Annotated in this window: 14 protein-coding genes; 3 read left to right on the top strand and 11 right to left on the bottom strand. The window is 43.8% G+C overall.

Annotation, left to right across the window (positions count from 1 at the left end):
* Positions 1 to 659: 659 nt before the first annotated feature.
* Together H7F15_RS02950 and H7F15_RS02945 are read right to left on the bottom strand one after the other, a co-directional pair.
* Positions 660 to 4,895, bottom strand: a complete 4,236-nt coding sequence (locus H7F15_RS02950) for a DUF6443 domain-containing protein (RefSeq protein ID WP_185195476.1) — start codon at positions 4,893 to 4,895, stop codon at positions 660 to 662.
* A 5-nt stretch (positions 4,896 to 4,900) separates the two neighbouring features.
* Positions 4,901 to 8,734, bottom strand: coding sequence for a hypothetical protein (locus H7F15_RS02945; protein ID WP_185195475.1), 3,834 nt, complete (start codon positions 8,732 to 8,734; stop codon positions 4,901 to 4,903).
* 1,150 nt (positions 8,735 to 9,884) lie between these two features.
* On the opposite strand from H7F15_RS02945, the gene H7F15_RS02940 reads away from it, so the two are divergent.
* Positions 9,885 to 11,405: an IS1182 family transposase gene (locus H7F15_RS02940; RefSeq protein WP_185195474.1), complete on the top strand. Its 1,521-nt coding sequence runs from the start codon at positions 9,885 to 9,887 to the stop codon at positions 11,403 to 11,405.
* A gap of 523 nt (positions 11,406 to 11,928) precedes the next feature.
* Here H7F15_RS02940 and H7F15_RS02935 read toward each other — a convergent pair.
* From H7F15_RS02935 to H7F15_RS02920, 4 genes are all read right to left on the bottom strand, one after another.
* The gene (locus H7F15_RS02935; protein WP_185195473.1) at positions 11,929 to 12,888 is read right to left on the bottom strand and encodes a ribonucleoside-diphosphate reductase small subunit; all 960 of its coding nucleotides are present in this window, start codon (positions 12,886 to 12,888) and stop codon (positions 11,929 to 11,931) included.
* A 264-nt stretch (positions 12,889 to 13,152) separates the two neighbouring features.
* On the bottom strand, positions 13,153 to 13,716 hold the full coding sequence (locus H7F15_RS02930) for a Crp/Fnr family transcriptional regulator (protein ID WP_185195472.1): 564 nt from the start codon (positions 13,714 to 13,716) through the stop codon (positions 13,153 to 13,155).
* Between the two features lie 44 nt (positions 13,717 to 13,760).
* Positions 13,761 to 14,288 (bottom strand): GNAT family N-acetyltransferase, encoded by a 528-nt coding sequence (locus tag H7F15_RS02925; protein WP_185195471.1) that lies wholly within the window; start codon positions 14,286 to 14,288, stop codon positions 13,761 to 13,763.
* A 30-nt stretch (positions 14,289 to 14,318) separates the two neighbouring features.
* Positions 14,319 to 14,774, bottom strand: coding sequence for a GNAT family N-acetyltransferase (locus H7F15_RS02920; protein ID WP_185195470.1), 456 nt, complete (start codon positions 14,772 to 14,774; stop codon positions 14,319 to 14,321).
* Between the two features lie 569 nt (positions 14,775 to 15,343).
* Here H7F15_RS02920 and H7F15_RS02915 point away from each other — a divergent pair.
* Positions 15,344 to 16,237 carry a LysR family transcriptional regulator gene (locus tag H7F15_RS02915; RefSeq protein WP_185195469.1) on the top strand — a complete coding sequence of 298 codons (894 nt, stop codon included), beginning with the start codon at positions 15,344 to 15,346 and terminating at the stop codon, positions 16,235 to 16,237.
* A gap of 100 nt (positions 16,238 to 16,337) precedes the next feature.
* Here the strand turns inward: H7F15_RS02915 and H7F15_RS02910 are convergent, their stop codons facing one another.
* From H7F15_RS02910 to H7F15_RS02895, 4 genes are all read right to left on the bottom strand, one after another.
* A complete protein-coding gene (locus H7F15_RS02910) occupies positions 16,338 to 17,684 on the bottom strand; it encodes an NAD(P)/FAD-dependent oxidoreductase (protein WP_185195468.1) in 1,347 nt (448 codons plus the stop codon).
* 176 nt (positions 17,685 to 17,860) lie between these two features.
* Positions 17,861 to 18,187, bottom strand: a complete 327-nt coding sequence (locus tag H7F15_RS02905; RefSeq protein ID WP_185195467.1) for a multidrug efflux SMR transporter — start codon at positions 18,185 to 18,187, stop codon at positions 17,861 to 17,863.
* A 487-nt stretch (positions 18,188 to 18,674) separates the two neighbouring features.
* Entirely contained in the window at positions 18,675 to 19,304 is a 630-nt protein-coding gene (locus H7F15_RS02900; protein WP_185195466.1) for a hypothetical protein, read from the bottom strand.
* Positions 19,305 to 19,341: 37 nt separating this feature from the next.
* Complete coding sequence (locus H7F15_RS02895; RefSeq protein WP_185195465.1) at positions 19,342 to 19,917, bottom strand: recombinase family protein; 576 nt, start codon at positions 19,915 to 19,917, stop codon at positions 19,342 to 19,344.
* Positions 19,918 to 20,213: 296 nt separating this feature from the next.
* Here H7F15_RS02895 and H7F15_RS02890 point away from each other — a divergent pair, with 296 nt between their 5' ends.
* Entirely contained in the window at positions 20,214 to 21,362 is a 1,149-nt protein-coding gene (locus tag H7F15_RS02890) for a hypothetical protein (protein WP_185195464.1), read from the top strand.
* A 61-nt stretch (positions 21,363 to 21,423) separates the two neighbouring features.
* On the opposite strand, the gene H7F15_RS02885 is transcribed toward H7F15_RS02890, so the two are convergent.
* Positions 21,424 to 21,725: type IX secretion system membrane protein PorP/SprF (locus tag H7F15_RS02885; RefSeq protein WP_185195463.1), on the bottom strand; the 302-nt coding region annotated here is incomplete at its 5' end.

Genomic DNA, 21,725 nt, shown 5'->3' with positions numbered 1-21,725 from the left:
GTAGCGTCTGGTATCATTAATCCGAGAATTTAATGATGCTTAAAAATTATCTTAACTGACTTTGCCTACTGCCTTATAGCCATTGGATACATAGTTTGAGTCAGCATTATAGACAATATAGTATAAATACGCTCTCTCCTCACTTTCTTCTTTAGGGTTATTTGATAAGGAAAATTTTTAAAACTTTAATAATTAGGAACATTAATTACGAGTCCGTGCCAGCATGGAATTTTCTCGGAATTATAAAGGTAAATGTGGATTTAGCTTATTTCTTATATGATCTCCTATGTCGAGCATAAAATATACAGTACAAACTGTGTATAATAGGGTTAATACAATTACCATGAAACCTCTAAAATTATTCACACTTTCAGAAATTACTTTATTAGCTCTTTTTTTAGTAAAGAAAAAGAAATATCCAATTATAAAAACCATAAAAAAGATAGACAAACCTCCATATAAACCAACCGTTTTTCCTAAATATTCTATAAAAAAATACCTAAAGCAACTCCAAATATTAGTCCCGTGTAATAAAAAAGTAATGAAAAACGAGTGTTCTTTCGGGCCTATGACCTGATTTTCAGTGTTCATTGAATAAATAGTCTTATCCAAAATTTGGTACCATCCCCAAAAGATGTAGTTTACTAAAGTCATAGGTATTATTTTGCTTCTGATGGAATTCCTAAAGTTTCTAGCGTCAATATAGTTGCTTCATGCAAGACCCCACCCGGTTTTAAAATACTGTCATTAATCTCTTTAGAATAAATTTGACCGAAATAATCTCCAATAGCAAGAGGTACTGCATAAGAAGGGAAAAAAAACCCATATGCATTAAGTAAAAGATTATGATCTCTTCTATATCGACTAATTTTTCTTTTTTCATAGTCATCTTGAGTACTCACTAATCCGTACAAAGTTAAACCCCATCCTCCAACTTTTAACCCTCCCTTAACATATTTTGCTCTAGCTTTAGAGAAGTTAGAAGGACTATTCGGAAACATTTTGCCTGATGTAAATCCAGAACGACTATTCAAAATATTTTGTGAAAGCTTCTCACCAATATACCCTAACGTTCCAATACCAGCTAAAATTATATCTGTTTCACTTGGGTTTCTCCACTCGACAGCACTATTTCTATATCCTTTCTTCCTAACTGACTTTATTGTAGTACCCTCTATCACATTACCATTAAAAAGTTCTTTAGTAGGCTCTGTTTCTTTCTCATAATAGAAATACATAGTACCCTTATCTCTACCATAGTACAAAAAGTAGCTACTAGCTGACATTCTTTTTTTATTTTGCTCCTCTGTGTAAAACCCGTTAGCCCAATAGAGACCGCCGGGACTTCCGGCAATACTTCCAACTCCGGATCCACCTAAAGCATATAAAGGTACAAAGCCTCTACTTGTCAGTACCATACCACCATCAATAGGTACAGAATCATACCCATCAATTGGGACCGGCTTGGCTCCATTTGGATCATTAAACAACACCGGGTTGTTAAAAGCATACTGGTAAGGAGACCACGAAGAAAACGCATCTGCCATTGGATCTATCCCATTAAAGCGGCCAAGCACCGGGTCATACTCCCGGAAGTAAGTAGAGTGGTAATTGGGGTCAACATCAAACTGGTTCTGCCACTCTGCTCCCCCGTTGAACAGGCGCCTGGTGGCATCCGCTGGCATGGCAATGCCATTCACAGCACCCTGCATCACCATCCCGAACGGGTAGTAATGGTTTTCCTGCACAATCATCGCGCTGGTCACACTCACGCTCATGTCGTCAAACCATGCATCATTACCCGACTCATTGGCCAGGTATACTTCGGCAAAGCCATCTTCTTCGGCTTTGTACTTCAACTCGAGCTTCTCCCAGTTACCCTTGCCGTTACGACCAAGGGCTTGGTAGCCGCTCGTCACATAGTTCGAATCGCTATCGTAGACAATATAGCGCAAATAAGCTTTCGGAACCCCTTTTTCCTTCTGAATTATTTTTGGCGCCATTGCCAGGGCCATGCCCAGGTATGGCAAATACTTGTTTTGCTTGCCCTTGCCTTCCGCTACCTGCCCAGTAGTGATCATAGCACTCGCTGCCAGCCAGGACAAAAGGCTAAAGGTCATGTCCTGCTCTTTTACCGTCTCATACAGGCCGTAGGCTTCCACCTTCAGCGAATCCCCTTTCTGCATGGTAACCCTTCTGCTGGGCCCAACGGGCCGGTTACGGGAAGTACTCAGTAGCGCTGCATAACTCCCGGTCCTGGCACGGCCGCGGTCCAGGTGACGTGTCTCTGATATGTTAGCAAAGTTGCTTTCTTCCTGATAGGCAAAGTCAGGCTCCATGGTAGCCCCGGTGGTAGTAGTGGTCGCTTCGGTAAAAGCTACCCGCATGTTGCCCAAGTGGTCTTTCAGGTGATATTCATAGATAAAGCTGTTGTCAGCAATACGTACCAGCCCTTCAGCCATCGGGAAATGTTTGAAAACCGCATTCTCCACTACAAGTCCACCAAGGTAATCCTGTTTTGCTGTGCCCGTTGCCGTTGTAGCCAGGCGCGTACCTGTAGCATCATAATCGTACGAAATCATTTTGGTGGCCGAACCTTCGGTGATGGTGATCTGGCTAACCTTATTGATCTCATTGTAGGTAATGCTGGTGATGTTTTTGTTCAGGTCCTTTGTAAGGCTACCGGCGTCATTATACGCCATCTCATCTGATGCGCTACTGCGATTATGAAAGCCTTCCGCATTACCGGATAAATCTTCTACCTTGGTAAGCAGGTTACCGGTCAGGCTGTAAGACAGGTTATCCAACAGGGTGGCGGTAGTGGTGCCTGATGTGATCGTGTTACGCTGCAGAGCAGTGATGTTCCCGTTGTGGTCATAGCGGATACCCTTCTCATCATAGCCGCCTACCTCTTCTGTCCAGCCTGTTGTCCCCGAAGCGGCATAGGCGGCTTCCTTCAGGCGGTCCATTTTATCATAAGTAAACTTGTAGCTGCGCTCTTTTGCCGCTGCATCCGAGTTTACTCTCCACTTTACAGCCGATATATTACCGTTATACTGGGCAGTATTCCCTAAACCAGCATCCGTTTTGTTGTAATATAGATCTAATGTAAACAAGTCATCAGAAGAGCTGGGTTTATTGATGCCGGTTAGCCAGCCCCGAATGTTATAGCTATAATCCACCGTTTGCAGGAAGGTGTTACTCCCGCTGGCTTTTTCATGCAGTTTCTTTTCCAGTAGCTTGCCCAGGCCATCGTATTTGTATTCAGCCACCAACTGGTAATCAGCTTTGTCCCATACTCCCCCATTAAGCTTGTTGCGCTGCTTCACCTGCTTGGCTAAGCCTGAGTTTAGATCGTAGGCTACTATGTTTTCCACCGTGAGCGAGGTCGCAGCTGAGGACTTAACTGTACTTTGCGTGCTGACAATCTTGCCCATAAAATCATAAACAGATGTCGAAACATCTTCTAATGCATGGTGAAGGTGGTTGTTTGCTTTGGTTTGAATCAGGCGTGCTTCAGAGTCATAATAGTAAACCTGTTGCAGCCAGGTACTGCTCAGGCCAGTACTGGTAACCACTCTAGTTTTTTTACCCGTAGCAAGCCCGTAGGTATTAGTGGTCGCAGCAGCTTCCTGGTTGCTTAATAAGCCCGCAGCATACGAAGCGGTGCTAAAATCTTGGTACGTGTCGTAATAAGTTACCGACAGCACTTCGATACTAGAAGCAGGGAAAGCATTGTTGGTGTAGAAGTGGGTGGCACCATTCGTATTTCTATCTTCTGTAAATACGGTCTGAGCTGCCAGCGCTGCATCCACCGAAGCGTAAGTTCCAGGAACAAACGTATAGATCCCTTCCATCACAGGTCGTTGCGACCGGTCATATTTGGTGAAGTACCAGCTGTTGCTGTTTTTGGAGCGCAGGTTGGCATCCTGTACCAGGGCCAAACGGTTCCGGTTGTCGTATTTGTAGATTGTCTTTCCGCTGTTAGGCACTTTTTTCTCTACTAGTCTGCCTTTGCTATCATACGTATAGCTAAAAAGCAGCTCCTGCACTTCACTCCAGGTTTTTCCCTTCTTTAACAGCTCAACGGCTTTCGGTGGTACCTGGTACTGCAGGCTCCCATAGGTATCATACACATAGTAGGTTTCGAGCCAGGCGTACGTCGCATCCGGGAAACCTTCCAGGGTCAGCACGTCATCGAGCTGCACCCGTTTTAGCAGCTGCTGGCCCGATTTGTTAGTATAAAGCAGCACTTTATTGCCGTTTTCGTCCGTACTTTCAGTTACCGCTAGTTCATTTGCCAGATAGTAAAGGGCTGTACGGCCCGTCTCATCGAAGATGCTCACGGCATCTGCTGCAGTGTTTGGCCGGGTTGTGGTGGTAGCTATGTGGCCCGTACCTGGCTGCCAGTCGCTGCCCGGTGCCCCCTGCCCTTTCACCCGCTGCAAGGGCGAGGCATCATACACAGTCTCGGCGTATGGTTTATCTTCACCGGCTGTAGCCAAATACCAGTTCAGTTGCTCAGTCATAGCGTCCGGCCTATAGCCCCCACCGGAACTTGGAGCTACATAGGGCAGATATGCTTTTGTCTGTCTTCCATGCTGGTCATACTGAAAGAATTGAACAACGTCATTCCCGTTTCCATCTGAACTTTGCTGGCGGGCAACCTGTTGCACTGGTCGGCCTAATCCGTCAATAAAGCTGATGGTAGTTTTTTTAACAGGGTGTGCTGCTGCATCCACTGCTGCATTGGTCATATACCCTTTCTGGGTTAAAACCTCTGTAATAATCTCAGCTCTTTTCCCTTCAGTAGTTGCGGGAGTCTGTGCTGCAGCCGGAATATTAGTAGCGCCAACGGCTATACTTGCGATGAGTATTCGTAAACCTCTTGTCATATCTTTTAGTATTGGCTGTCACAGAATCTATCATGTTGGATGCTAACAATTTCGCTTGTCGCAGAAGGCCCTCCACATCCTTGTATCACAACACAGCGGTAACGCGTCAGATCTGCATCGGCATAGGTCACGTAAGTGTCAGAATTGGTGCCTACTGTCTCCCAGGTATTATAATTATTATAGATGGTGCTCTTCTCCCAGCGATAAATTAAGCCTGTGTTGCAGCCCGCTACCACTGCCTTTAGGATCCGGTCGTTGTTGGTGCCGCCCCCGCAGGTGTAAAGCGGTGCCCCGGAAGTTTGAATGGCAACACTGATTAGCCCCCCTTGAACTAAAAAGTCATCCTCATAAGGAAATGGTTTTCCATCATAAATTATTTCATGCTTCACAAAATATGTTCCTGCAGCCGGGAAAGTATAAGTCAGGGTATTAGTATTAGCGCCAGAAACCAGCTGCCCATTCACATACCACTTAAATTGTAGTTGACCAGAAAGGCAGGCAGAGGGGATGCTTGTAAAGGTAGTAGCCGTTCCAGCATAGATAGGTTCCATTGAAGAAGGTTGATAGAAGTTAGCAGAGATAATGGGTTCTTTGGTAGAGGCCAGCGAGTAGGTCTTTCGTTCGCGTATGTTTCTGTCCTGGTCCACCACATGCGTCAGCTGCCCCAACTGATCGTACTGGTAAAAAGTAGTCATGCCCCTGGTGTCCGTTACAGCTGTCTTTCCAATGCCGGGTATAAAGGCACTCGTGGTTACCGCCGCTGATGCAGGGAAGAAGGTGATGTCATCAATCAGCACAGCCGCAGAAGGCTTTACCCTCAGTTCAAAATCAGCATTGGTTAAGCCTGATGAATTCAAAGTAAGTGCAGTCAGCTCCCAGGTATTGTTACCGTTACCAGGATAAGTAACGGTGGTGGTAGCCTTAACAACCCCACCCTGCACGAGCTCTACCGTCAGACTTCCGGAGATGTTGCTGTTTGTCCGGCACATAAACCTGTAACTTGGCGCATCGCTGTATTTGATACCAGCCTTGCTGTAGGTGTTGCCTGCTGCTGCACTCCATGATTTCTCACCGGTCCACCCGGTTCCGGTTCCAGTGATGCCTGCATTATAGCCTGTGTTACTACCGGCTTCGAAGCTTTCATACACTACCTGCTCTGCCCTGGCGTTTACAATTTCTGCAACAGGCAATGTTTTATCATACCCATAGTGCACAGACGCCACATTGCCCCAGTTGTCTTCGGTGTTAACCACCTGTTTGAACCCAGGATCATAAGACAATTTGCTTCCTACCAGGTACTCCTGGGTGTTGAAGTTGAAGCTTGTGTAGGTGCCGCTGGTAATCGAAGCCGGGGTGAAGCTGCCACGCCCTAAGGCATAAACAGCCAGCGGTCCGAAGTTGCTAACTCCCGCAGGCGTATACTGCCGCAAGCCCAGTGGCTGAAAAGTTGTAAGTGTTGCTGCAAGCACCTTCTCCTGGCCGCCGGGTAATACGACGCTAGACACTTCTTCAACCGGAATATTTTTCGCACCGATCGCTTTCATGGCATTTAAGGCCATGTCCATCAGCTTAGCCGGATCCGGATTGGTCAGGCTGCTTAAAAAGTCTCCCGAGTATTTTATAGAACGCTTATGTACTTGTCCTTTGCTATCGGTTGACTGAACAAGGCTTAACAGTTTGCTATCCCCTACCCCGCTATATATGTAGTTGGTGGTGGTTATCAGTTTCTCAGATTTGTTTGCTTCGTTGGCAAGCTTTATTGTTTCTTGCGCGAGCACCTTGCTTCTTCGAGCAACTATGGTATAGTATCCATAAATATAGGTTGTTCCTACCCGTTCATAGCGTAACCCCCTGATGTAGACCAGGTTGCCATGCACCTGCTTGGTGTACACGTACTCTTCTTCCTTGAGAGGTTCCGGGTTGGAAGCCCCTACGGCTTGTTCATCGTAATAAGAAACATTTTTTAACTGCCCGCTCAGGTAAGAGTTGTCTCCGTTGAGCACATAGGGATAGGCATAGGTATCTACCTTCGTATTGCCTTCTTTTCCAAGGCAAATAAGCTTGCCATCCTTGTCATAGGATGCAGAATTAGTGAAAGAAACCATTGTGGCATCAGCAGCCGGCAAAGGATACGTTGCTTCTACTTCCGAAGTATACACCGTTTTCCCGGCTCCAACAGAGCGCACCCCTACTCTTTCATAAAAGATGCTGTTCTCAGGTGCCAGGTCATCTACGGCAGCGACTGTAGGCGTAGTGCCTGTCACGACAAAAGATGGCGGGTAGAGTAAACGGCCACTTGATTGCCCATTTAAAGCCTTGTAATCAAGCTCTTTGACTTGATCACTTTCAACGCGATGCCCGTCGTGGATGCGGACCTGCTTTACCCGAACGCCACCACCATAAAAGGTAGTACCTGCCACGGGATCATAATAATCCGAAAGCTCATAGGTAAAGCTGGTTTGTCCCCCACCCGGATACGTTACCTTGGTAAGCATCCCGGCTGCTGCCGTCTGCGGGTTGGCTTTTCTGTCGCTACCACCACTTAAGGTATAAGTTGGGGTAACTCCTAGTATGGGCTCGATGCGGAACCGCTCTCCATTGGAGCGGCTATCATACACATAAATGGTTGGCACTTCAGAAGTGGTATTCTCATTGTAGTACCCCCATAGGTCCTTTTTATCACTGTCATCTAAGGGCAACATAGAACTGCCCGTTCCAGCTAAGTCGGCACCAAAATAATCAAATACATAGGGTGGCATCAACACGCAATCACTCGACTGCTCTACCACTTTCCGCAGGTAAGCAGTCCCTAAGCTCGAGCTACCGGCATAACTAAAGTTAAATTCTTTGATAAGTGGGTTAACTTTGTTTGCATGGTTGTAAATCTTTATCTGGCTGATGTATTTTGATCCCCATGTAAAAACTACTTCCGTTTGATCTGCTTTGATGGAAGTGAGTTTTTGAGAACTGGTAGAGTACTTCATCTTGTACTGGCTTTTCACAACAGGACTTGAACCGTACTCTGCAAACTTTACCGGCACTTCTTCGGATGAGTAATTAGTTTGGCTATAGGTATAAGTTATCTTTCTTCCGGAAGTAGCAACGGCTTCTGTTAACTTCCAGGTCGATGCGTAGCTTACTTCTGTCTTGTAATACTGGTAGTCGTTGTTAAAGTAAGTCACACTGCTTACCCCACCAGCCAGCACAGCTTGCTGCTTTGTTGTTCCTGAGACAGTAAAATTATAGGTCATACCGTCTCCTGTTGTCAGGGTGAAGGCTCGGCTATTACTATTGAATTGGATACTAACGTCCTGGTAAGGAATGACCTGCCACTGCTTGTTGTTGTCCAGCATGAACTTGCCACTGTAATTGCCGCACTGGAAATAAAAAACATCCGCTTCCGTATCAGCAAAACTAGTGTACCATGTATTGAGCTTAGTATAGTTGATACTTTGCTCTGGGCATGTGCTGTTATCCTGGGGAACAAAACTCAGCAATTCAGATGGCACCGATGAATAAAGCCATCCACGCCGGTTATCCGTACTGGAACCGCTGTAGTCATCTGGTAAGCCTCGCACTTCCCGTGAGATACTTCCCCCTGCCTGTAGGCTCCACCCCAAACCAGCTGTACCAGACTGCTCGTGCTTGCTGACTTTCATCCCATTGGCAGAATAACTTAAGCCTACCTGCTCGGTTACTCCGCCATCGGCAAGAGCGTGAAGGGGTATGTAGACGGTAGGTGCTCCTGTAACCAGGTCAACGGGAACATCTTGAGCAGAGAGCAGCAGCGGCAAAAAGCACGCTGCAAATACAAAAAAGAAGTGTTTGATACGACTCATTGCTTTGGCTATTTGTAAGTCAGGATTGTTGGGTTCTGTAAGCATAAGATCATAAAATGTCAGCGCGGAAAGGCGATTTCCTCTCTTGTAGAAAGAGAAAAATTGGCTAATTTTTTAGATGGGATAAAAGGAGTGGTTGTTAAACTCGCGACTCCCTTTTATTACCTTTTTGATTAGCTTAAATAAATAGCCACACTATTTATAAGATTGGCAGCACAGCAGGTGCTAAAAAAAGATCTCCGAATAAAGAAAAGAAGGGCAACATTTAACATGGTAGTTCGTTTTAAGCTTGGATCGTATAGAATAAGAAAGGGATACTTATTCTTATCACGAAATTGCCTTTCTCTTAAATTACAAAAAAGGAATAAGTGCTCGGAAATATAACAGGGATTATATAAATTTTATATTTAATTTTTCCTGTTTTCAATAATCATCTACTGTTCATGAGCATTATATACGAAGCCTAAACATCACTAATTCTATAAAAAAAGTAACCTTTAGCTATTTGTTTTCTCCCTGTTCCTTTACTACCATTATGGTTTTATAATCTTTACCAGCAGTGAAGTGTTCAAATTAAAATAGGTGAAGTTGGAGTGGCTAATTGTAATCTCTCATGAATATCCATACCATCTAAATATCCAAGGGCGGCTTTGTATCAAAGTAGTTAATTTAATCCTACACTGAAAGTAGGTGTGCTTATAAGAGTTGTTATGAAAAGTGTAGGAACCAGTAGAGGCCAGAAGCCTTTAATTTTCATTGCCAATTAACGCTAAAAGATTTAACTTTAGTCTATAGTATTTGCAGCTAGATTGAAGCCAAAAGTGGAGTGTAATTCGGTGAGTCAAAGAAAAAACACCACATAAGCCATTGATAATCAACCATGTTCTTCGGGGGTTACGATTCCCCTACGGACTACACGATAACCCATAAAAACCCGCTTATTTTATCTAATAAGCGGGTTTTTTGTTTCCAGAGTAACAAAAAAGTAACAAAAAAGATTTTTAGCGTTGTTACTCCTTTCGTTTCATGCGTTGTTACCTTGTTTTCGTTTTGCACAAATCCTTTTTCAAGCTGCTCATAAACGAAGGTGGCTGTTGCACAACCAACTTAGATATAGCCGTTAAATAATAGTGGTTAATTCTATGGTGTTATGCAGGGAAGGAAGAATTTCAAAGATGAGCGGGAGCTGCGTTTCTCGCTTTCGGCTCATGTGCCGGGACATAACTTTTACCGGCGCCTCAAGGACAGGATCGACCTTTCGTTTCTCTACGAGCTGACGGCTCCCTACTACGGCAAGTGCGGCCAGCAAAGCATTGATCCGGTCGTATTCTTCAAGCTCTGCCTGGTAAGCTATCTTGAGAACATCGTATCAGACCGCAAGCTCATCGAGCATTGTAGCCTTCGTTTGGATCTGTTATACTTTCTGGACTACCAGCTCGACGAACCGCTACCCTGGCACTCCACCGTATCACGCACCCGCAAACTATATCCTGAACGCCTGTTTGAAACTCTGTTCGACAAGGTCTTCAGCCTGTGCGTAGAGCAGGGTATGGTGTCGGGTAGTGTACAGGCAATTGATTCCGCCCCGATTAAGGCCAACGCTTCCATGGAAAGCCTACTATTAAAGCAGCCACAGGAGACTGGACAATTGTATCTGACGGCTCCACTACATGACGTTCAACACCCTAAGAATAACCAACCGACACAACTTATCACCGCTCCCGCCCATCAGCTCAGGAAACTGAAAAAGCATCAGCAAAACCTCAAAAGCACTCCTACTGCTTTAGGGGCAAATCATGAGAAGGCGCAGCTGGTTAGCAACAAAACGCATTATGCCCCACATGATCCGGATGCCCGCATCTCTGTAAAGCCGGGAAAGGCCAGAAAACTCAATTACCACTGCAGCATGGCAGTAGATACAGCACAGGGCGTGATCTCGCATATTCAGGCCGATTTTGCTGATGGCCGTGATAGCCAGTATCTGCCAAACCTGACCGAGCAGGTGCAAAGCCGACTCCTAACCCATGGGCTATTGATGCAAGATCTGCTAGCTGATGCCGGGTATTCGAATTGGTCGAACTATTACTTTCTGGAACTACGGGGGATAACTGCCTGGATACCGGTTTTTGGAATGTACAAGCCTGAGATCAATGGATTTCCTTATGATAAGAAAGCAGATCAGTTTAGCTGCCCGATGGGAAAAGCGCTCCAGTTCAAAAGCTTTGATCATACGCCGGACGGCAGGTTACTGAAGCATTACTGGGCAGTACCCAGTGATTGCAGGCAGTGTCCAAGCAAGCCTACCTGTGCGCCCAAGACCCGGTGCCGCAAAATTACACGCACCGCTTATGATGAGCACTACCAGCGCGCTTTCGCCAGGCAACACAGCAAGCAAGGCAATCGCATGAAGAAACTCCGCCAGAGCACCATAGAGCCGGTCTTCGGAAGCCTGGTACAGCATTATGGCCTGCGCAAAATCAATGTGCTGGGCAAATCAGGAGCGCACAAAGTAATGCTGCCGGCAGCTGTTGCCTTCAATCTCAAAAAGTACATGAAGAGTAAGCCTGCCAGAGCTATAAGCATGGCCCAGGTACTGGAAAAAGAAGTTTCTTTGTCAACCATTTTGCGCTTTTTCAGCGCTATACAACGCAACCTACCGAAGCTAGTGTGAAAGTATTGGTTTAGGAAGTTTAGAAGCAGAACGCGTATGCAAGTATAGTAGTTGTGCAACAGCCACGAGGGTTTTAAGAGACAATTTTTTCCATGAATTGAGATTCCCAAGGCTCCTGAGTATTAGCCGGGTTACCTGCTATTGCTACCTAGCTCATACTAAACAAAATGCAGAGATTAGTTGAATTACGACAGTTGCCTCCGTGTTGGGGATGTTTGTTTTATGTTTGAAACTTTGAGTTTGCAGTAACATTCTAGAGCTCCCTATATAGTCAAGAATAGAATAAATAGCTTTATCTTTTGAACTGCATGTAGAAAACATGCTGCATTTCAAGTAAAAAAAACTCATTACCCTCATACAAACCAGTCAAAAAGTAACTATAGCCACGCTTTTAAACCCGCCAACCATTTGTTTGCAACACAATATCAAACCAGTTGTTGAGGAGTGTTTGCTTGGTCTTATAGCCTTCTAATCTGCTTTATCCAAAAATACAGCTAACGCAAATTAGAAGGCTGACTTAAGTTTAAAATTCTTCGTTTAGCGAAAATACATTTTTGCCTCGTTCTGCCATAACCCCTGCCTTTTGGTAATCGCCCACACGCTTCTCAAAGAAGTTAGTTTTACCCTGCAGCGAGATCATCTCCATAAAATCAAATGGGTTAGTTGAGTTGTAAATCTTGCTATAGCCAAGGTCTACCAACAGGCGATCGGCCACAAACTCGATGTACTGGCTCATCAGTTTTGCGTTCATGCCGATTAGGTCAACAGGAAGCGAGTCTGTCACAAATTCCTGCTCTATACTTACCGCATCGCGGATAATTTCGTGCACACGTTCCTCTGGCAGCTTGTTCACCAGCATGCTGTATAGCAGACAGGCAAAGTCACAGTGAACACCTTCGTCACGGGAGATAAGCTCATTGGAAAAAGTTAGACCTGGCATTAGGCCGCGCTTCTTAAGCCAGAAGATAGAGCAGAACGAGCCGGAGAAGAAGATGCCCTCCACAGCCGCAAAAGCAATAAGTCGCTCAGTAAAGTTCTCGCTGTCGATCCAACGCAGCGCCCACTCACCTTTCTTCTTAACAGCCGGTACTGTATCTAAGGCATGAAATAAACGGTCTTTTTCCTGCTGATCCTTGATATAGGTGTCAATAAGCAGAGAGTATGTCTCGGCGTGGATGTTCTCCATCATGATTTGGAAACCGTAGAAACAGCGTGCCTCCGGTATCTGCACCTCATTCATAAAGTTCACAGCAAGGTTCTCGTTCACGATACCGTCCGAGGCTGCAAAAAAAGCCAGGACATGGCTGATGAAATGGCGCTCCCCATCGTTTAGGTTCTCCCAGTCTTTCATGTCTTGCCCCAGATCTATTTCCTCTGCTACCCAAAAGCTGGCCTCTGCTTTCTTGTACATCTGCCATATTTCTTCGTGCTGGATGGGGAATAGGACATAGCGGTTGGGGTTTTCTTTTAATATCGGTTCCATATATTTTTTAGGTTTACTTGTGATTTTTACATCATTTGACCAAGGCTATTAGCCATTGATATAGGAGAACTGATTTTCTAGCGTGGGAGCCTTTAACCTGTCAGCGCCTTTTGCAAGGGGTCAGAGTTTCGGCAATACTGTTTAATAGGATAACGATAATATTATAATATTGCTGCTATAATCAGAAGAATCCAGTTCATACCTCTTTTACCAAAGGTCTGGAATCAGGCTGAAAATGAATTTACCAAATGTTAAAAAAGGATATTACCTGATTTCGGCTCTAATCCTACTTAGGCTATTTCTAGTTATACCTAGGTAGGAAGCGATGTGGACTAACTGAACTCTTTGAATTAAGTCCGGATTATCGTTAATCAATTGTCCATATCGTTCTGAGGCAGTTCGGACTTGCCGGGATATGAGTCGTTCCTCGGTCTTTATTAGTTCTTGCTCTGCCAATCTCCGTCCCCAGTTAGCTATATGCAAGTCCACAAGAAAGAGCTTTTGAAGGTGTGCAGCATTTAATTCAAATAAAATGCAATCCTCTAACAATTCTATGTTTTCATATCCTTTATGATTTTCAACATAGCTTTTCATGGAAAGGACGGTATCTCCTTCTCTTCCAAACCAAAAAGTAATTTCGGCTTCCCCTGAGTAGGCAAATGCACGAGCGATCCCTTTATGAATGAAGTATAAATTTGGCTCTATCTTATCGGCCCTCAACAAAATGTGGCCTTTAGGATACCTGACTTCTTCGAAGCTATCTTTAAGAATTGATTTTGAAGCATCAGGAAGCAGGTAAATATTATCAATAATCTGGTCTATACTCATTCAATACGCTGTATTATATGCCAGCTTTGCCAACAGCTATCTTCTTATTTTTCGATCAGATTTAGCTTCATCATAATGTCTGTTTGCTCGTCATCACCTAGTTTGAAGATGTGTTTGTCAAACTCTACAAAGCCATTCTTTTTATAAAAGTTAATTGCTCTTGGGTTTTCTTCCCATACTCCTAACCAAACGTAGTCTACTTGTTTCTGCCTTGCAATCTCAAGCGCTTTCTCATAAAGCAGTTGACCTACCTTTTTTCCATGGAATTCTTTTAAGACATAGATTCGCTCAATCTCTAGTGCTTTGTTGTCTTTCAGCTCCGTTTGCGATTGCCCGAAGTTCAGCTTCAGATACCCAATTACATCCTTGTTAAGCAAAGCAAAATAAAATTCTGAGCCTGGATCATTAAGTTCAGTCGTTAACTTTTCTAAAGAGAATCCTTCTTCCAAATACTTAGCCATGTTCTCCTCAGAATTACCGGCTGAAAATGTTTCAGAAAATGTCTGCCTACCAATCTTTTGTAATTGGTTAATGTCGTCTATAGTTGCTTTCTTTATATTGATTACTTCCATTGCTCTACCTGTTAATGTAATACCTGAAAATTATATGTTCCATTCGTAGTTTAGCCAATCCCGATTTTCATTCGCCCCTAATCTTTCATAAAACTTGATGCCTGCCTTATTCCAGGGGGCAACAGTCCATTTAATCTGCCCGCAATTCTTTTGTTTAGCTTCTTCCCGCAAAGCATGCATTAATTGCTCTCCTATCTTTTGCCCTCTGTAGAGTGCATCAACATAGAGTTCTTTCATATAAATAGCAGGTCTATTTTGAGCAGTATAGGGCAGAAAATAATACACCAACATGCCTACAATTTTGTCATCATCTTCTGCAACTATACAATAAAAATCAGGCGGGTTTTTATGAAATCCACTTTCACGTACGATTTCTGGTGTGATGGCAAAAGAGTCGATATATTTTTCAAAAATGGCTAACTCTTTCATTAAGGGCCAAACCTTTACACTATCATCTTCAACTGCTTTTCTAATCTTTATACTCATTGTTATATGAAAAAATGGTTCTATAATAGGTCATCACGACCTCAGTGGCTTTGAGGTTATGGTAACCATTTAGTACACTGCCTACCCTGAAGTTATGTCGAATAATGCAGTAACAAGCTATTATTGTTTGTCTCCTATCTCCCTCATTATCTGGAAGTCAAAGGAGGTGACTAAAAAAGCCTGTAATGACTAATACACTACAATTCCTTTTCTTATGTATTAGGTGAGAAAAGACTTGATTAATGCAATTACAGCCACTCCCATAAAGATGCTGTTAAGCACCCAGCTCGCATGCGCTTTCTTGGATAGGGCGTATAGCATCATTAAAAAACAAGCTATGATATTCATTACTAAATATGCGACTGACTGCCCACTAATGAAGCCCATACTATTCAGCGTGAAGGCTGAAAGGGAAATCACTGCACTAACCCAACCTACCGTTTCCCCCATGTACCGACGTATTGATACCATTGCGTAATAGATTATTATTTATTGCAAAATAACTGCGTTTCTATGTGTATAAAAATGCTATGTTTGGCTTAACTAATGCAAAAAATGAATCAGTGTAAATGGAGATTCAACAGATAAAATATTTTCTCGCGCTGGCGCAGGAACTGCACTTCTGGAAAACAGCAGAACGCATGTTTATAACCCAGTCAGCTCTCAGCAGGCAGATTAAAGCGTTGGAGGAAGAACTAGGTGTTCAGCTTTTTAAAAGAAGCAAGCGAAGTGTAAAATTAACCGAAGCTGGCGTATACCTAAGAGACCAATGGATACCCCTGTTGGATACGATCAACCGTATTCACTTACAGGCAAAAAAAATTCATGAAGGAGCATTCGGTTATGTGAAAATAGGTTATCCTGGTTCTATTGTGTATGGTTTTATACCAGATTTAATCACCAATATTTCTCAAGCGCTGCCCGAACTAAAGGTGGAGTTAGTGGAGCCTACTGATACCAGCTTCGAGCAGCTTTTACTCAATTACCAGATGGACCTGGCACTCAGAAGAGAACCTGCTGAGAACGACGCTTTGCAAACCGCTTGCCTTTACTCAGAATCGTTTGCTCTTGTTGTACCATCTGACTACCACCTCAATGAGCATAACTTTACTAAACTTCAGGATTTAAAGTACGAGAAATTTATCCTACCCAACCTAGCGCATAACTCAGTCTATACCGCAACTCTTCGACAGATATTTGAAGAGCACCAATTTACTCCCAACGTGCACGTTGAAACTGATTTTGGGGGAATGATACTTGGACTAATTTCAAAAGGGCTTGGGGTCTCCATACTGCCTTTATCCTACTCTTTAAGTGCACTGCCTAACGTGCGTTTTATACCTCTTCCATATAGTATACACCTTTATGTAGTATGGAGAAAGCACGATAACAGCCCGGTACTAAAGAACATATTGCAGCAGGTCATAGATATTGCCAGCAATTATCTGACGAAGGGGAGCTAAATTTGTAAATCTGACTAAAGAAGATCGGATGTGTTTTCATAAATAGGACATTCTTGAAACGTCCTATTTATGCACCCTTAGGTCGCTGTATTATCCTCATTTATTCAGTTTCATACTTACTAAGAAATCTTCGCTTCACTAGATCACCCTTCCTGACAAAGGGCCGAATAATAAGGCGTGTTCCGCTTTGGTAGGTAAAGAACTTATAGACCCAGTTGCTCAGCACCACCAGCTTATTACGAAAACCAATCAGGTACATAAGGTGCACCAGCAACCAAATCACCCAGGCAAGAAATCCTCCTACCTGCATTTTCTTTGATAAATCTGCCACTGCCCTATTCCGTCCAATGATAGCCAGCGAACCCTTGTCATGGTATGTAAAAGGCTCCAGGTTCTGTCCTGTAACCAGACGATGTAGGTTTTTAGCCAGCAGTTTTCCCTGCTGTATAGCTGGCTGCGCCACACCCGGATGTCCATTTGGCCACTTCTCTGTTTTCATCAGGGCAATGTCGCCAATGGCAAAGATGTTGTCAAAATCCATAACTTGGTTGTAAGGGTTTACCAGAATACGCCCACGTTCGATCGTTTTGGTTGGAAATCCTTCTATCAAGGCTCCTTGCACGCCAGCCGCCCATACCAATGTTTGTGTCTTGATTAGCTGACCGCCTTTCAGCTTTGCCACTTGGCCGTCATAGGTTTCTACCAGCATGTTCAGTTTCACATGAATGCTAAGTTCCTGCAGGTACTTTAGTGTTTTAGCGCTAGACTGCGGCGACATAGGTGGCAATACCCGATCCATACCTTCGATTAAGTAAATGTTCATTTTACTAAAATCTACACCCGGGTAATCTGAAGGTAGGATGTGTTTGCGCATTTCGGCCAGTGCCCCCGCAGTTTCTACGCCCGTTGGGCCTCCACCTACAATAACAAAGTTTAGCAAACTTTGCTGTAGTACTGGATCTTGTGTCATGCTGGCCTGTTCAAAACACTGTAACAACTGGCTACGCAAGTTTAGAGCATGCGGAATCTGCTTGAGCGGGAAAGCATTCTTCTTTATCTGCTCATTGCCAAAGTAATTCGATTTGGTACCAGTAGCTATAACTAAGTAATCGTAAGCTAAATCCCCAATGATGGTATGTACCGTTTTCTCAGCAGTATTTACACCATTTACTTTTACCAACCGGAAGTAAAAGTCTTCAAACTTATCGCTGCCAAACATTTTGCGCAATGGCTCGGCTATCGCGTCTGGTTCTAGACCGGCAGTAGCTACCTGGTAGAGCAGTGGCCAGAAACCATGGTAGTTCTGCCGATCTAGTAGTACCACCTGAAAGTCTTTGCCTTTTAAATTTTTTGCCAGGTTTAATCCCCCAAAGCCACCACCGATGATTACAACACGCGGCTTTGTAGTATGAGGTATATTCAAGGTAAGGGTAGTAGGATCGAGCATATAGTTAAGCTTTTAGTGACCAGGCACGACAAACGGATACCTCTTTTTTTAAAAGAGTTTTACCTGATCTCAGAAGTGGTATAGTAAACTGGCATACATTACTACATCAGCTATAAAGGGAAGACTTAGGCCTAGCTAATTCGCTTAAGAAGTGATGTAGCAAAGTCATTGAAGATTTAATGTGAAACAGATTTTAGCCCAATGATGGAGCCGATAAGGGTGACAATGAAGAAAATACGCCAGAAGGTTACAGGATCTTTAAATACCACAATACCAATCACTACAGTGCCAACAGCTCCAATACCCGTCCAGACAGCATAAGCAGTTCCGATCGGCAGACTTTGCGTGGCTTTCATCAAGAGTAGCATACTAATAGTCAGGGAGAGTAAAAAACCACCATACCACCCGTACATCTCACTTCCTGTTGTTTCTTTTGCTTTACCCAGGCAAGAAGCAAAAGCTATTTCAAACAGCCCAGCGATAATCAAGATAATCCAGTTCATTCCTTTCGTTTTTTACAAAAGTCAGGAACTGAACTCGATTAAAATTTAACAAATGATAAAAAGCAACTGCTTACCGGATTTATACCGTTATCCTGCTCAAGCTGACCTGGGTGATGCCTAAGTAGGAAGCGATATAACTTAGGGGTACTCTCTGTAAAAGATTAGAATTCGTTTTTAGTAAGAGTGCATACCGTTCTGAAGCTGACCGGATTTGACGAGATAAGTCGTTCCTCTGTTTTGACTAACTCCTGTTCGGCAAATCTACTTTCCCAGTTAGTAATGTGTACAGGGTGTGTGCTGTTGTAAAATCAGACGATAAAGGTTAATTAAAAGTTGTAGTGTCTTAAAAAAACAAGGGGTTTGTGAGATGAATTTCAAAATAAAACATAACAGTTAAGCCTTTACACTGAGGCCAATACGAAACTAGTAATTACAACGCTGTATGATGACCATAGCATAACAGCCTCCGTTGTGCGCAGCCTTTTTGCTAATAGTATATCCAATTCACATTTATTCCTTCATGGGTATTATAATCTGTGATCTTATTGATTAAAGATTTCCTGTGCGCCACGCCGCACATGAAAATTGCTGTATCGAAAAAATTGTCTTTGCAGTATGAGTAAATGTTATGAATCATGGAGTCCTCATATCCATGGATGTAATCTTCGGCTTCCCTTTGTATTTGATTATCATTCAGAAGACCTTTTTCTAAACTTCTCATTTCTTCTTGAAGATCCATGGCCTTAACACTATTTAGAAATTGAAATCCATCTCTTGCAGCTAAAGAATTGAAATTATCTAGCAGTATTTGTAGCTCAACCCTGTCACAAACTATATTGTATTTATTGTCAAAAGCATCAGATAATCCATCATCAAGCACAGGAACATATTGAAAGGACTTTTCTTGGTAATATTTCTGTATTGCCTGAATCTCTAGTTTCTTAGAATGTACTCCGAATGAGGAAAACAACAATTGATCATGCGCTGAATAAGTAGATTCAAGTGCTTCTAAGAAGATTACTTCAGGGCTAATTTCTGCAATAACCTTGAACAATTCGTCAGCATTGCAATTACCAATTTCCTTATGTACTGTACTAATTAACGTGATATTTTGCATCGACTGGTGTTCTATAAATAAGTTGTATAGGGTTAAGTTAAACTAAAACTGGAGCTACCTGGGAAAGGTATCGGTAGCAAGTCGCCCTAGAAATATGCAGAATCTTGGCTATTTCTTCTACAGTCTTGGTACCAGAATCAAACAAGATGCGGGCTGACTTAGCTTTCTCCATCGCAGCTTTAGATAAACCTTGTGGCCTTCCCCCTTTCCGGCCGCGTGCTTTAGCGGCATCAAGTCCGGCTTTGGTTCGTTCGCGTATGATCTCCCGCTCAAACTCAGCCAGGGAAGCAAAGATGTTAAAGGTAAAACGGCCGGTAGCCGTGGCCGTGTTGATACCATCCTGCAAACTGACAAAGTCCACTCCCCTTTGCTGAAACTCGGCAACTAGGTCAATCAAATCCCGTAGCGAGCGGCCCAGCCGGTCCAGCTTCCAGACTACTACCGTATCGCCAGCACGAAGCTGCCCGATCAACTTCTCGAGTTCCGGGCGTTCTTTGCTTTTGCCGGATTTCTTTTCTTTGTAGATCTGGTTGCATCCGTACTGGGTAAGGGCGTCTAGCTGCAATTCTAATTTTTGATCCTGGGTCGAGACCCGGGCGTAGCCAATCTTCATAATTTATCTCAGTAACTCGTCTCAAATATAGCAAATTTGTTTTGATTTGTGAGACGGCAATTTGAGAAAGAATATCGGAGGATAAGAAGTTAATGCTGCCTTAGCCATTTCATCTCATAAAACGGAGGTTTTTTGATACAGATTAATCAACCACCCGTCCTAATATAAGTTGACAGTTTACATTTATATTATTGAAAGAAATTTTTTATTAAGTATAAATACTGCGGTTTGATCAGAGTTAACTATTTTTAATACTAATTGTGCCTAAACCACAACTTGCTATCAATAGGAATCCCATGCTCTTTAGACTCGCTGCTATTATTTCTTTCCTGCTACTCTTCAGCTCTTCCACTTTAGCTCAACAATCTGAAGTTGATCAGCTCAGAGAAAGTATCATAAAAGCACAAGCCCTTTTACAGCAGTTGGAAGCAAAACGGGATAGTTTGCAAACTTTACGGATAGAACTTCAGGATTCCGTTAAGTTCGATGCTGCTATCGATAGTCTAAAACAGCGCTATCAGGATCCAAAAATATTAAAGCAGAAACAGGATAGCCTCAGGCATGCTTTTACTCAGCACCAGCTCCAACTTGATCAACTCAACCAAGCTGAAGCACAACTGAAAGCAGAAATTAAAAAGGCGATCACCACCCTAGGCAGCAGACCTTTACCAGGAGAAGCCACAGCCGCTCTAAATTCCCTCAAAAGCGTAAGTGCCCATAGCTCCAAAGCTTTAGCTCCACCTAACGCCTTATCTGGTGGTACTGGTCTCCCCCCTCCGCTACAAGGACTTGCCAAAGCTCGGGCAGCAAAAGCGGCAGGCAATCACATGTCCGGTCACGAGGCCGCCCTAAACCAAGCCCGCAAGGAGCTAAACCGCTACAAGGGAAGGTTTAGTAAAATAGAAAGTGTTAAGGACTTACCCAGAGGCATTTTGGGCTTGAACCCTTTGAAAAACAAGCCATGGCAAGAGCGCGTCGTGCTTGGCAGCTTGTGGCAGTTTGGGAATCAAGAACGTTTTATAATTGACATCGGCCCTTATGCTGCCTGGCGCTTTACAGACAAAGTGGCCAGTGGTGCCGGCTTTCAGTACCGGTTCAGTGTCAGTATCAAAGAAAAGCCCTGGGTTAGCGGCGCAGATAAGGTCGGCGGACTCTTTGCCTTTACCGATGTCGATGTATACAAGGGCTTCTTTGGCCGTCTCCATTACGATCACCTGAGCACGCCTGTTCCGGTTGTTAACACAGCAGGCCAGGTAGAACAGATGCACCAGACCTGGGTGCCGGGTTTATCCCTTGGAATCGGAAATAAATACACTTTTTACAAGGATGTTCAGGGCTATGCGTTGGTACAGTACAACCTGTTGCACGAACATAAAAAGACCCCTTACCTGCAACCGGTACAGGCTAAAATTGGCTTCTTTCTTTTCAGCAGTCAGCTGAAGTAATTAGAATTTTAATTTGCTATAAACTACAAACTAAATGTGGCCTGTAGCTTTGTTTACTTCATTACCAGAACTGTGACGGGTTGATGACCTTGCCGTTGTTGTTGAGCAGGATGCCCAGCACGATCTCGCTGCTGCCTTTGCTGTTGCGGCTTACTTCGGAAGCGGACGCGTCATACGCGTAACTTAGCTGCCACAGCTTTTTTATATTGACACCACCGAGCAGCACCAACGTATCGCGCTTGCGGTACGAGGCTCCGGCCCAGAGGAAATCCCGGTAGAGCACTTTCAGGTTCACATCCGCGGCCACCGGGGCAGACGGCACATACTTGATCAGGGTAGATGGAAGCAGCGATACGGCAGGAG

This window comes from Pontibacter sp. Tf4, from assembly GCF_014212495.1.
Classification (GTDB): Bacteria; Bacteroidota; Bacteroidia; order Cytophagales; family Hymenobacteraceae; genus Pontibacter.
Note: the sequence above shows the minus strand (reverse complement) of the source record. Positions and strands in the feature narration are given on the sequence as shown.

What these genes read in the sequence shown, in the direction of transcription:
- H7F15_RS02910 (WP_185195468.1), bottom strand. Translation starts at nt 17,684, where the DNA reads ATGCTCGATCCTACTACCCTTACCTTGAATATACCTCATACTACAAAG.
- H7F15_RS02940 (WP_185195474.1), top strand. Translation starts at nt 9,885, where the DNA reads ATGCAGGGAAGGAAGAATTTCAAAGATGAGCGGGAGCTGCGTTTCTCG.
- H7F15_RS02945 (WP_185195475.1), bottom strand. Translation starts at nt 8,734, where the DNA reads ATGAGTCGTATCAAACACTTCTTTTTTGTATTTGCAGCGTGCTTTTTG.
- H7F15_RS02900 (WP_185195466.1), bottom strand. Translation starts at nt 19,304, where the DNA reads ATGCAAAATATCACGTTAATTAGTACAGTACATAAGGAAATTGGTAAT.
- H7F15_RS02935 (WP_185195473.1), bottom strand. Translation starts at nt 12,888, where the DNA reads ATGGAACCGATATTAAAAGAAAACCCCAACCGCTATGTCCTATTCCCC.
- H7F15_RS02930 (WP_185195472.1), bottom strand. Translation starts at nt 13,716, where the DNA reads ATGAGTATAGACCAGATTATTGATAATATTTACCTGCTTCCTGATGCT.
- H7F15_RS02925 (WP_185195471.1), bottom strand. Translation starts at nt 14,288, where the DNA reads ATGGAAGTAATCAATATAAAGAAAGCAACTATAGACGACATTAACCAA.
- H7F15_RS02915 (WP_185195469.1), top strand. Translation starts at nt 15,344, where the DNA reads ATGGAGATTCAACAGATAAAATATTTTCTCGCGCTGGCGCAGGAACTG.
- H7F15_RS02895 (WP_185195465.1), bottom strand. Translation starts at nt 19,917, where the DNA reads ATGAAGATTGGCTACGCCCGGGTCTCGACCCAGGATCAAAAATTAGAA.
- H7F15_RS02920 (WP_185195470.1), bottom strand. Translation starts at nt 14,774, where the DNA reads ATGAGTATAAAGATTAGAAAAGCAGTTGAAGATGATAGTGTAAAGGTT.
- H7F15_RS02890 (WP_185195464.1), top strand. Translation starts at nt 20,214, where the DNA reads ATGCTCTTTAGACTCGCTGCTATTATTTCTTTCCTGCTACTCTTCAGC.
- H7F15_RS02905 (WP_185195467.1), bottom strand. Translation starts at nt 18,187, where the DNA reads ATGAACTGGATTATCTTGATTATCGCTGGGCTGTTTGAAATAGCTTTT.
- H7F15_RS02950 (WP_185195476.1), bottom strand. Translation starts at nt 4,895, where the DNA reads ATGACAAGAGGTTTACGAATACTCATCGCAAGTATAGCCGTTGGCGCT.